At 63.8% G+C, this 12011-nt stretch carries 8 protein-coding genes; 4 read left to right on the top strand and 4 right to left on the bottom strand.

The features are described from left to right. Positions 1-459: 459 nt before the first annotated feature. Entirely contained in the window at positions 460-1482 is a 1023-nt protein-coding gene (locus AC56LV_RS00040; protein WP_499555036.1) for a porin, read from the top strand. 392 nt (positions 1483-1874) lie between these two features. Here the strand turns inward: AC56LV_RS00040 and AC56LV_RS00035 are convergent, their stop codons facing one another. The 3 genes from AC56LV_RS00035 to AC56LV_RS00025 form a co-directional block, all read right to left on the bottom strand. Further along, positions 1875-3614, bottom strand: coding sequence for a methyl-accepting chemotaxis protein (locus AC56LV_RS00035; RefSeq protein ID WP_499555034.1), 1740 nt, complete (start codon positions 3612-3614; stop codon positions 1875-1877). 25 nt (positions 3615-3639) lie between these two features. Continuing rightward, positions 3640-4110, bottom strand: coding sequence for a chemotaxis protein CheW (locus AC56LV_RS00030; protein ID WP_499555032.1), 471 nt, complete (start codon positions 4108-4110; stop codon positions 3640-3642). Between the two features lie 232 nt (positions 4111-4342). Then, positions 4343-6097, bottom strand: a complete 1755-nt coding sequence (locus AC56LV_RS00025) for a methyl-accepting chemotaxis protein (RefSeq protein WP_499555030.1) — start codon at positions 6095-6097, stop codon at positions 4343-4345. 267 nt (positions 6098-6364) lie between these two features. Between AC56LV_RS00025 and AC56LV_RS00020 the strand changes: the two genes are divergently transcribed. Together AC56LV_RS00020 and AC56LV_RS00015 are read left to right on the top strand one after the other, a co-directional pair. Then, on the top strand, positions 6365-6895 hold the full coding sequence (locus AC56LV_RS00020) for a GNAT family N-acetyltransferase (protein WP_499555028.1): 531 nt from the start codon (positions 6365-6367) through the stop codon (positions 6893-6895). Between the two features lie 113 nt (positions 6896-7008). Continuing rightward, positions 7009-9591: a hybrid sensor histidine kinase/response regulator gene (locus AC56LV_RS00015; protein WP_499555026.1), complete on the top strand. Its 2583-nt coding sequence runs from the start codon at positions 7009-7011 to the stop codon at positions 9589-9591. 25 nt (positions 9592-9616) lie between these two features. Here the strand turns inward: AC56LV_RS00015 and AC56LV_RS00010 are convergent, their stop codons facing one another. Further along, entirely contained in the window at positions 9617-11254 is a 1638-nt protein-coding gene (locus tag AC56LV_RS00010) for a M28 family peptidase (RefSeq protein WP_499555024.1), read from the bottom strand. 138 nt (positions 11255-11392) lie between these two features. Between AC56LV_RS00010 and AC56LV_RS00005 the strand changes: the two genes are divergently transcribed. Beyond that, positions 11393-11800: a putative quinol monooxygenase gene (locus AC56LV_RS00005; protein WP_499555022.1), complete on the top strand. Its 408-nt coding sequence runs from the start codon at positions 11393-11395 to the stop codon at positions 11798-11800. Positions 11801-12011: the final 211 nt, after the last annotated feature.

Below are 12011 nucleotides of genomic sequence, written 5' to 3'. Positions count from 1 at the left end.
TATCGACATTGCAAGTGATATGGGTTGCTGTCAGTACGACTGTGACGGGTGCTGCGATGCACTATTGCGGTGCAAAAAAACGACGGCGTCAGGGGATGCCAGGGCGGATATGTCCTGACTCGGTACTGTCGCGCCCGTTGCGGGATGGACGTCAAACCGCATGCGTGCACCGTTATTGCGCATTGCAGCAGCTGTCAAGGCCGAAAATGTGGCGTCTCTGCAACGCCGCTGGTTGATTTTCAGCAATATTTTTAGCCCTTCGCGGTAGCGATTCGCGCCGCTGGAAAGGCCGCTGAAATCCGTTGTTCTCCTATGAGAATCAGGTCCTGTCTGAATTTTTTTGACGACGATTGCGGTCGTTTTCGTGAGAATTCCGCTTGGGCGAACCCGGTGACAGATGTCCGTCGGGCATGTCATGATTACTAGGCTATTTCACAAACAAACACTGGAGATTCATCCATGAAGCACAAAATTCTTGCCATCGCCCTCGTGTCGGCACTGCCACTCGTCGCCCAAGCCCAAACCAGCGTCACCATGTACGGTATGGTCGATGCGTCGATTGGCGTTGAAAACAACGATGCGCCTGGCGAGAGCAGCCGCACCGTTGTGTCGTCGGGTACCCAATCGGCCAGCCGCATCGGCTTCCGCGGTACCGAAGACCTGGGCAATGGTCTGAAGGCACTGTTCAACATCGAAGCCGCTGTTGCCGTCGATACCGGCGCAACCGATTCGAACATGTTCCAGCGCCGCGCTGTCGTGGGCCTGCAAGGCGCCTTCGGTACCGTGACCGTCGGTCGTGAATACGGCCCGATCGCTGCTGTTGCCGGCGCATCGGACACCCTGGGCCAGGGCTTCTACGGTTCGAACCTGGCAGCCTTCGGCGCCAACCGCCTGACCCGTCGCCTGTCGAACTCGGTCAACTACCAGAGCAACGCCCTGAGCGGCTTCACCCTGCGCGCAGCCTACGGCGCCGGTGAGCGCAGCATCGATCCATCGGGCGACGTGACCGGCGTCTCGCTGGAATACGCAAACGCTGGCCTGTACCTGGGTGCTGGTTACCAGAACGTCGAGCGCCTGGCCACCGGCGACGACAAAGAGTACAACGCAGGTATCGGCTACAAGTTCGGCGACTTCGAAGTGCGCGCTGGCTACATGGCTGCTGATCCGGAAACCGGCATCCTGCCAAGCGCCAAGTACGAGCAGAAGAACGCCGGCGTGTCGTATGGCTTCGGCGCCAACCGCGTCTTCCTGAACTACCAGCAGCAAGAGCTGGCCAGCGGCGCAGAAGGCAAGGCAGTCACCGTTGCCTACACCTACACCCTGTCGAAGCGCACCAATGTGTACGCATCGTACGCAAAACTGCGTAACAACAACAACGGCGTGTTCTCGCTGACCTCGCCTGCTGGCTCGCTGGCCCTGCCAGCAACGGCCTTCGGCGCAGACCCACAGGTCTACAACGTTGGCGTGCGTCACTCGTTCTAAGCGACGCCATACCGCATCGGGCGCATGTCGCCTGGTGCGCGACGGACATGAAAACGGCAGACCGCAGGGTCTGCCGTTTTTTTACGTCTGCGGTTTGCCGGGTTGGCGCTGTCACCGTTAAATAGGGGATGCGTCGGGTGCACCGGATAGCGTACCGGTTTCAGAGGGAATACGTGGCGTACGGCGTCATGGGATGACGGGGTTACGGCGGCACGAGGTCATGAGGTCATGGGGTCATGGGGTCATGGGGTCATGGGGTCATGCCAGCGCCCTCATCCATCGCTGACGATGACAGCTCCTGCAACGTTCAGACCACGCAACAAAAAAACGGCAAGCCCTGCGGCTTGCCGTTTTTTCTTGCCCGCTATCCGGGCCCGCAGGTCCTGACCGGCTTAGAACGTTTCCCACTCGTCCGCAGCGACAGGCGTCCTGGCCTGCGTCCGCGTCGGGGTCGGGGCCGGCGCCGGGGCCGGCTTGGCATGAGCAATGGCAACCTTCTTCACTGCCGGTGCCGGTGCCGGTGCCGGTGCTGACTTGGCGCGCACGACGGCAACATCGGCTGGCGCCGCCTCGGCCATCTGCCCGGCATCGATCCTGAACACCGCCACGGCGGCCGCCAGCATCGCCGCCTGCTCCTGCATCGATGCCGACGCCGCTGCCGCTTCCTCGACCAGCGCCGCGTTCTGCTGCGTGCCCTCGTCCATCTGCGCCACGGCCTGGTTGATCTGCTCGATGCCGGCGGTCTGCTCGACGCTGGCGGCGCTGATCTCGGTCATGATGTCGGTCACGCGCCGGACGCTCTCGACGATTTCCTGCATCGTGGAACCTGCCTGCGCCACCAGCTTGCTGCCGTCGGCAACTTTACTGCTCGAGTCGCCGATCAGCGTCTTGATTTCCTTGGCCGCCGCCGCCGAACGCTGCGCCAGATTGCGCACTTCGCTGGCCACGACCGCAAAGCCGCGGCCCTGCTCGCCCGCACGGGCCGCTTCCACCGCCGCGTTGAGCGCCAGGATATTGGTCTGGAAGGCGATGCTGTCGATCACGCCGATGATGTCGCTGATCTTGTTCGACGAAGCATTGATCTGGTCCATCGTGTCGACCACCTGGTGAATCACTTCACCGCCGCGCGCGGCCACGTTCGACGCGGTCTCGGCCAGCTTGTTGGCCTGGCGCGCATTGTCCGCATTCTGCTTGACGGTCGACGTCAGTTCTTCCATCGACGATGCCGTCTCTTCCAGCGCGCCGGCCTGCTGCTCGGTGCGGCCAGACAAATCCTGGCTGCCCGCCGCCACCTGGCTGGCGGCAACGGCGATGGTGTCGGTGCCAATCCGCACGGCGCCGACGGTGCGCGCCAGGCTCTCGTTCATCGTCTTGAGTGCCTGCAGCAGCCGGCCGGTCTCATCCTGCGTGGTGACGTCAATGCGGCTGGTCAGGTCGCCGGCGGCAACGGTATTGGCCACTTCCAGCGCACGGCGCACCGGCACCGTGATCGAACGCGTGATCAACGTGGCCACCAGGGCCGCGAAGGCCAGCGCCAGACCGCCCAGGGCCCAGGTTTGCCACATCGTCCTGTCATAGGTTGTTGCGGCGCTTGCTGCAGCTTTCGCGCTCAGGTCCTTCTGCAGCGCCAGTTCGGCGGCGGTGGCTTCCTTCAGCCTGGCCAGGCGCGGGCGCAGTTCGTTGGTCAGGTAAACCTTGGCCGGCTCTTCCTGGCCTGCGTTGATCAGGGCGAGCAGTTCGGTGACGCCGGTCAGGTAGCTGGTGCTCGTGCTCTGCATCGTACGCAGGATGGCCAGTTCATCGGGGTGCGCCGTCAGCAGCGGTTCGATCTCGGTCAGCGTTGCGGTGATCGTCGCGCGGGCGTTACCGATCGCTTCCACCTGCTTCTGGCGGTCGGTCGGCTCGGCATTGAGCATCATGTTGCGCAGCGCGATGGCAATGACGTTGATCTGGCCTTCGAGCCGGTTGCTCATCTCGATCGCCGGGATCCGGTGCTCGACAATATCTCTGGTGCCATTGTTCACACGCAGCAGCGACGCATTGCTCATCACAATCATCGCAATGAGCATGACGCCGACGATGCCAAAGCCAAGCGACAGGCGCGTGGCGATATTCAGATTACCGAGTTTCATGGGGTTGTTCTTTCAGCGAGGCGGCTCAGGCGGCCAGCGCGAGCGACGGCACGAGGCCGAGTTCTTCGGATTGCATCAGGGCGTCGATATCGAGCAGGATCAGCATGCGTTCGCCGACCGTCCCGAGACCATGCAGATAGCCCGCGTCCAGCGTACCCATGGCAGGCGCCGGCCGGATCTGGTCGGCTTTGAGCGTCACGACCTCGGAGACGCTGTCGACCACCATGCCGATCACGTGCTGCGCAATGTTCAGGATGATCACGACCGTCAGGCTGTCATAGGCTGGATTGGCGAAACCGAACTTGATGCGCATGTCCACCACCGGCACGATCCGGCCGCGCAGATTGATGACGCCCTTGAGAAATTCGGGCGCGTTGGCCAGGCGCGTCGGCGCCTCGTAGCCGCGAATTTCCTGCACTTTGAGGATGCTGATGCCATATTCTTCCTTGCCAAGGCGGAAAGAGAGCACTTCGCGATCGTTGACTGTGTGTTCCATGAGATTACCTTCCAATGCCGTTAGTTTTCGTTATATTTCTTTTCGGCAAGCAGGGTAAGTTCTCATGCAGACGATAACGATGCATGCACGCTAACGAACCGGCAATGCCAGCGTGATTGCCATGAATACTGGACGATGCGCACGTTTTCAGTCGTGCGTGTGTTGGTTGTTCGTATAAAAAAAACGGCAAGCCGCAGCTTGCCGTTTGTCGATGCCGCTCGAGCGGCCGAACTCAGAACTCTTCCCAGTCTCCGGCCGCTATCGGCGTTGTGCCAGACACCGCTTCCGGTTTGGGAGATGCCTTCGGCGCTGCAGTTGCCTTGCGCGGCGCCGTTGCCGGTACCGGTGCCGGTGTCGCGACCGGAGCAGGCGCCGGGATTGCCCGCGCTGGCGCCACCGGCTTCGGCGCGACCGCTGCCGCCGATGCCCCCTGCATCTGCTCCCCATCGATCCGGAACACCGCCACAGCCTGTGCCAGCAGGGCCGCCTGCTCGCGCATTGAGGTTGCTGCCGCCGCCGCTTCTTCGACCAGCGCTGCGTTCTGTTGCGTGCCCTCGTCCATCTGCGCCACGGCCTGGTTGATCTGCTCGATGCCCGCGGTCTGCTCGACGCTGGCGGCGCTGATCTCGGTCATGATGTCGGTCACACTGCGCACGCTGTCGACGATCTCGCGCATCGTCTGGCCGGCCTGCGCCACCAGCTTGCCGCCCTCGGCGACCTTGCCGCTCGAATCCTGGATCAGCCCCTTGATCTCGCGCGCTGCCGCCGCCGAGCGCTGCGCCAGATTGCGCACTTCGCCCGCCACCACGGCAAAGCCCCTGCCCTGCTCGCCCGCCCGGGCTGCCTCCACCGCCGCATTCAGGGCCAGGATATTGGTCTGGAACGCAATGCCGTCGATGACGCCGATGATGTCGTTGATCTTGTTCGACGATGCATTGATGCCGTCCATGGTGCCGACCACCTGCTCGATGACGTCGCCGCCACGAGAGGCGACGCTCGAGGCCAGGCCCGCCATGACATTGGCCTGGCGCGCGTTGTCCGCATTCTGGCGCACGGTCGCCGTCAGCTCTTCCATCGACGACGCCGCCTCTTCCAGCGCCGCGGCCTGCTGCTCGGTGCGGATCGACAGGTCGTGACTGCCCGCCGCCACTTCGGCCGCCGCCACCGCAATCGTGTCGGTCCCCACGCGTACGGTGCCGACGGTGCGCGCCAGATTTTCGTTCATGGCCTTGAGGGCTTGCAGCAGTTGCCCCGCTTCGTCATGCGTGGTCACCTCGATGCGGCTGGTCAGGTCGCCGGCGGCAACCGTATTGGCCACGGTGAGCGCCTGCGCCAATGGCCGCGTGATCGAGCGCGTGATCGCCCACGCCGCCAGTACCGACAGCAGCAACGCGACGCCGCCCAGCCCCCACATCAGGCGGCTGGTATTGCGGTAGGTGGCGGCAGCGTTTCGCGCCGCCTCGTCCGCGATCGCGACCTGCAGCGCAGTCTGCTCGGCCGTCGCCCGCTTCAGGCGTATCAGCAGCGGGCGCAGGTCTTCGCCAAGCAGCGCGCGCGCCTCGTCGACTTCCTCGGCCTCGAGGTGTTTGATCATCGCATCCTGTCCCGCCTTGTACAGCGCGGTTTCCTTTTCCATCTGGGCGAGCAGCTCAAGCGCCTTCGGGTTGTGCAGCGAGGCCCGCAACTTGACCAGGATGGCGTCCATCGCAGCGCGCGCGGCCATGATGTCCTTGACCTGGCGCCGGTGGTCGGAGCCGCTCTCGCTGAGGATCATATTGCGCAGCGAGATGGCGATATCGTTGATCCGGTCCTGCATCTGGGTGGTCAGCGCGATGCGCGGCATGCGCTCGTTGACGATCTCGGCGGTGCCGGCATTGGTGCGGGCAAGCATCGTATTGCTCAGCACAATCATCACAACCAGCATGATGCAGATCAGGCCGAAGCCCAGTGCCAGCCGCTTGCCGATGCGAAGATTTGCCAGTGTCATGGCACGGCGTTTGTTGTTTGGTTCTGTCATGGTCATCCTTGTGCAGCGCCGGACGCTGAAATAGTTACCGTGGAAGAACATTACAAGCGACTTTTCATCGTGTCGATAGATCGATGTCAATACTAGAAAATAAAACTTGGTCAAGGCACGAAGTATGGCGCGTCCACAACAGGTGATGACACATTGACTATATGCAAATGGCCGTGGTGGCATACATCGTGCTTCAAATAAACAGACAATCCACCCACCCTCAGTTCCGGGAGTTTTATGATCATCCGCAGACTCGATCCACGCACCATCGCTCAATCCATGCCGTCGCTGGGCACGCTGCTCCTCGATGCGGTTGCCGATGGCCATTCACTGGGATTCGTCAACGGCCTTGACCAGGAACAGCTCGACGCTTACTGGCAAGGCATTGCGGAAGAAGTCGGTCTGGGCCAGCGCGTCCTGTTGGCAGCGGAACGTGACGGCGTGCTGGTCGGCACTATCCAGTTAGCATTAACTACAAAGCCAAACGGCCATAATCGCGCTGAAGTGCAACAGTTGCTCGTACACTGCACAGTACGGCGCAGCGGCATCGGGATGGCGCTGCTGCAAGCCCTCGAGATCGAAGCGCTGGCCTTGCGCCGCGGCTTGTTGTTTCTGGATGCGGCAGTAGGTTCCGGCGCCGAGCGCCTGGTGCAACAAAGCGGCTACGAACGGGTCGGTGAGTTGCCCGAATACGCTTGTACACCCAATGGTCGCTGGCACGCGACGGCAATTTATTACAAGACACTGTTCACGCGTAACCGGCGCTGACCGACACAGCCTGCTGCCAGTCGCCTGAACGAATGTGTGCGCCACCGGTTTGTGGCGTAGAATTTGCCGGATTAAACGTTCTGGAAAGCAATGTGACTGGCATATCGTCCACCATGCCCCGCAGACCACTGCGGGCTTATTTGCTCTGGCTGGTCCTGGTAACGCTGTTACCGGGCGTGGTTGGCGCATCGCTCCTGTTCGTCCATCAGTACCAGAAAAGCCGTGCCCAGTTCGAGCGCAACACGATGCAGACCGTGCGCGCGCTGGTGCACACGGTCGACAGCAAGCTGCTGCAGGCGCAGGTCATCGCCCAGACCCTGTCGACGCTCGATGCGCTCCAGGACCGCGACTTCCCGCTCGTGCACCGCCAGGCGCGCGAGGCGCTGCAACTGGCCGGCGACGGCATGGTCGCCGTGCTGCGCGAGCGCAGCGGCCAGCAGATCCTCAACACCGCCGTGGCCTACGGCGAACGTCTTCCGCTCGAACCGTCCGACTCGCTGGAGAAGGTATTTGCCAGCGGCCGGCCAGGCATCTCGCGCGTTTTCATCGGCAAGGTCATCGGCGAGCCCACCGTCAGTGTCGACGTGCCGGTGATGATCGGCGGCAGCGTGGCCTACGTACTGAGCATCGGCGTACGGCCCGGGTATTTCGACGACATGCTCACGCCCAGATCCGTGTCGGATGGCGCGCGGGCGTCGGTGGTCGACGCCGGCGGTACCATCTTCGCGCGCAACCTGAGCCCAGAGCGCTTCGTCGGCAACCGCGTCACCGATCCGCTGTTTCGCGCCATGGGGCGCAAGCGCGAAGGGATCGTACCGTCGGTGTCGCAGGAAGGCACCGCCCTGCTCACCTTCTTCTCGCGCTCCGAAGCCACCGGCTGGCACGTCGCCATCGGCATGCCGCGCTCGAACCTGAACCAGGTGCTGTTCGAGCCGCTGGCCGCGCTCCTGACCGGCGTGCTGCTGCTGTTTGCCGTCGGCCTGTGGCTGGCCTGGCAGATTGGCGGACGCCTCGCGCGTTCGGTCCAGGCCCTGACCGCGCCGGCCGTGGCGCTGGGCAAAGGCGAAACACCGCCCCGCTTCACGCAAGTGCACGTCAAGGAAGCGGCCGAAGTGGCCGAGGCGATCAGCGCCGCATCGACACTGCTCGGCGAACGCGCGCAAGCGCTGGCCATCAAGGAAGCCGAACTGCGCGACGCGCACCGTATGGCGCGCTTCGGCACCTGGCACATGCAACTGCCGTCCGGCGCCCTGGTTACGTCCGAGTCGGTGCCGCACATCTACGGGCGCGAACTGCCGCCGTTCGACGAACAGCGCGGGCCGGTGCTGCCCGAAGAATCGTGGCAGCGCGCCAATGCCCTGATCCGCGAACTGCAACGCACCGGCGGCAGCGGCAGGCTGCAGCTGCAGGTGCTGCACGCCGACGGCCACCGCATCTGGATCGACCTGCATTGCGAGGCGGTGCATGACGGCGACGGGCGCGTGTCGGCGCTGCGCGGCACGATCCAGGATGTGACCGACCGCGTCAACGCCGAAGAAGCGCTGCGCCAGGCCGACCAGCGCAAGAACGAATTCCTGGCGATGCTCGCGCATGAGCTGCGCAATCCGCTGGCGCCAATCGCCTCCGGCGCCCAGTTGCTGGGCCATGACACGCTCGACCCGGCGCGCACGCGCCAGATCAGCGGCATCATCGCGCGCCAGGCGCGGCACATGGCCGGCCTGGTAGACGACCTGCTGGACGTATCGCGCGTCACGCGCGGCCTGGTGGCGCTGTCGAAGGTGCGCCTCGATGTCAACGAGGTACTGGCCGAAGCGATGGAACAGGTTCAGGAACCGCTGCGCCAGCGAGGCCACACGCTGACCTCATCGCTGACGGCGACGCCGGCCTGGGTGATGGGCGACCGCAAACGGCTGGTGCAGGTGGTGGGCAACCTGCTGCACAACGCGGTCAAGTTCACGCCCGCCGGCGGCAAGTTGCGCGTGGCGCTCGAACTGGACGCGTCGCGCCTGCGCATCGTGGTGGCAGACAACGGCATCGGCATGCTGCCCGAAGAACTGGACCGTGCATTCGAGATGTTCGTGCAGGGCGAGCGCACGCCCGACCGCACGCAGGGCGGCCTGGGAATCGGGCTCGCGCTGGTGCGCAGCCTGGTGCAGCTGCATGGCGGCAGCGTGCGCGTGGAGAGCCCGGGCCAGGGCCTGGGAAGCAGCTTCATCGTAACGCTGCCGCGCAGCGAGGAGCGCAGCGAGGAGCGCAGCGCCGGCAGCAGCGCCGGCAGCAGCGCCGCGAACACGCCCGAGGCGGGCGCGCTGCAGCAGCTCAAGGTACTGGTGGTGGACGACAATATCGATGCGGCGCAGGTGCTGGCGATGTACGTCAGCGCAGCGGGGCATGAGGTGGCGGTCGAACACGATCCCTTCGATGCCCTGCGGCGCGCCGCGCAGTTCGTGCCCGACGCCTGCCTGCTCGACATCGGCCTGCCCGGGATGGATGGCCACGAACTGGCGCGCCGCCTGCGCGCAGCACCGGCGACCACGAACGCCTTGCTGGTGGCGGTTACCGGCTATGGCCAGTCGCAGGATCGCGATGCCAGCAGCCAGGCCGGCTTTGACCATCATCTGGTCAAGCCGGTGGACATGACCGACCTGGATCGCATTCTGACGGCGGCGGCCAGTGGCGCCGCCGCTGCCGTGTGACCCGTGTGAGCGCTGGCGGCGAACCCTATTTGCGCTTGACGCTGCCGAAGGCTTCGCCCTTCTTCCAGGTCGGCATGCCAGGTGCGTTCGCGACCGCGTAACCCAGATTAAGCGTAAACTGGGCCTGCTGCACCATGCCGGACAAATCCCACTCGGGCCGGTATGCATCGCTGACCTGGTGGTAGTGGTCCTTGAAGCCCTTGATGTTGGTGCTCGATTCGTTCTGGTGCTGCTCGAACTCGAAGTGGCCATCGCCCGAGAACACGGCCGAGCCGACGTTAAACGCCGGCACGCCCGCCTTGGCAAACGCGAAGTGGTCGGCGCGGAAGTAGGCGCCCGACATGTCCGGCGTGCTTGGCGCGATCTTCAGGCCCATCGACCTGGCCACCTGGCTCGAGGTTTCGTACAGGCTGCTGCGCTCCGCGCCGGCGACACCGATATCGCGGGTGCGGCCGACGAAGTTCAGGCTGTCGAGATTGAGGTCGGCGGCCGTTTGTGCCAGCGGCCAGACCGGGTTGGCGACATACGCCGCCGCGCCCAGCAGGCCCTGCTCTTCGGCGGCGGGCCACAAGAAGATCTGGGTGCGCCTGGCCGGCTTCTTGACCGCTTCGGCTGCCATCACCAGGAGCGCCGCCGTGCCCGATGCGTTATCGATCGCGCCGTTGTAGATGCGATCGGCCTTCGGATCGTCGCCGGCCTTCAGTTCGGCCATGCCCATGTGATCCCAGTGCGACGAGTAGACGACGGCCTGCTCTTTCAGCTTGGCGTCGGTGCCGGGCACGATGCCGATCACGTTGAACTGCTCGACCGGCCGGATCGCCGAGCGCAATTCAACATGCCCCGCGACCTTCAGGTCGACCGGGCGAAAATCGCGGCGCTCGGCCTGCGCGCGCAGCTTGTCGAGGTCGTGGCCGCCAGCAGCAAACAGTTCACGCGCCGTGTCTTCGTGCAGCCAGCCTTCCATCGGATTGCCCGGGCCCTTGAGACCGAAGCGCTCGTTGCCGAAGCCATTGGCCGGCACGCTCCACGGATACGAGCTCGACGGCGTCGTGTGGATCAACAGCACGCCGGCGGCGCCACGGCGCGCGGCTTCCTCGAATTTGTAAACCCAGCGGCCATACCAGGTGTAAGCCTTGCCGGCAAAGCGGTTGGGCTCGTCGGCGGTGGGTTGGGGATCGTCGACCATCATGACGAGGATCTTGCCCTTGGCGTCGAGGCCCTTGTAGTCATCCCATTTTTCTTCGGGCGCTGCAGCGCCGTAGCCGACGAAGACGAGGGGCGCATCGAACGACAGGTTCTCGTTGCCGCTCTTGGTGCCCATGACAATCCCCTTGCCCAGCTCCGGCTTGAAGCTCTTGCCGCCGGCGGTGAAGGTGGCGCTGCCGCTGAGAAGTCTGCTGCCCTCGATCTCGACCTTCTGGCGATAGCCGCCGCCGGGGATGGGCTTGAGGCCAATCAGGGCCGCCTGGGTTTCCAGATAGCGCACGGCCAGATCGCCGCCGCGCTGACCGGTGCCGCGGCCTTCGAGCAGATCGTCGGCAAGGAAGGACAAATGGGCGCGCAGTGCGGTTTCGGACACGGCGGCCGGCTGCTGCGCATGCGCAGCCTGGGAGACGGAGAAAATGCAGGCGCTGACGGCCAGGGCAAGAGGATGAAGTCGCATCGAGGCTTTCGTGACAGGATGATGGAAAAGCCATCTTAACCCGACCTGCATCGAATGCGCCAAGATCCCCGTTTGTGCTTGGCGGCACCAAAGGGCACACCTATACTGATCCAAGAACAATTGCACGCGAGAACACGCATGACCGCATCCCGCCGCCAGGTGCTGGGGGCGCTGGCAGCCCTGCCGCTGACCCAGGCCCGCGCCGCCGCACCTGTCACCACCACCACGATGAAAGATACACCCCGCATGTACGGTCTGATCGGAAAAATGCGCTCTACCCCGGGCCAACGCGACGCCCTCATCGCCATCCTGCTGGAAGGCACCACCGCCATGCCCGGCTGCCTGGCCTACATCATCGCCAAAGACAAACAGGACGCCGACGCCATCTGGATCACCGAAACCTGGGACTCACAAGACCACCACAAGGCCTCCCTGACCCTCCCGTCAGTCCAAGCCGCCATCAAACAAGCCCGCCCACTGATCGCCGGCTTCGGCGAACGCTTCGAAACCGAACCCGTCGGCGGCCAAGGCCTCTCCAACAAATAGGGTCAGTGTAGATTTATTGGGCAATTACCCAAAGTTGTCAAACAATTCGACTCTGACCCTAATTTATTCTTGCAGAAACTCTTGCAAATTAATTAGGGTCAGAGTGAGATGCACCGGGATGGTGGACAGATTGAATCAGGTACACCTGAGAATTTTTTCCACCTGGTCGGGGGTTCGATAGCCGAGGGTTTGGTGGAGGCGCTGTTGATTG

It is taken from the genome of Telluria sp. RB2R28 (assembly GCF_059685835.1).
This window is presented reverse-complemented; position numbering and strand designations above follow the sequence as displayed.

What these genes read in the sequence shown, in the direction of transcription:
- AC56LV_RS00040 (WP_499555036.1), top strand. Translation starts at nt 460, where the DNA reads ATGAAGCACAAAATTCTTGCCATCGCCCTCGTGTCGGCACTGCCACTC.
- AC56LV_RS00035 (WP_499555034.1), bottom strand. Translation starts at nt 3,614, where the DNA reads ATGAAACTCGGTAATCTGAATATCGCCACGCGCCTGTCGCTTGGCTTT.
- AC56LV_RS00030 (WP_499555032.1), bottom strand. Translation starts at nt 4,110, where the DNA reads ATGGAACACACAGTCAACGATCGCGAAGTGCTCTCTTTCCGCCTTGGC.
- AC56LV_RS00025 (WP_499555030.1), bottom strand. Translation starts at nt 6,097, where the DNA reads ATGACACTGGCAAATCTTCGCATCGGCAAGCGGCTGGCACTGGGCTTC.
- AC56LV_RS00020 (WP_499555028.1), top strand. Translation starts at nt 6,365, where the DNA reads ATGATCATCCGCAGACTCGATCCACGCACCATCGCTCAATCCATGCCG.
- AC56LV_RS00015 (WP_499555026.1), top strand. Translation starts at nt 7,009, where the DNA reads ATGCCCCGCAGACCACTGCGGGCTTATTTGCTCTGGCTGGTCCTGGTA.
- AC56LV_RS00010 (WP_499555024.1), bottom strand. Translation starts at nt 11,254, where the DNA reads ATGCGACTTCATCCTCTTGCCCTGGCCGTCAGCGCCTGCATTTTCTCC.
- AC56LV_RS00005 (WP_499555022.1), top strand. Translation starts at nt 11,393, where the DNA reads ATGACCGCATCCCGCCGCCAGGTGCTGGGGGCGCTGGCAGCCCTGCCG.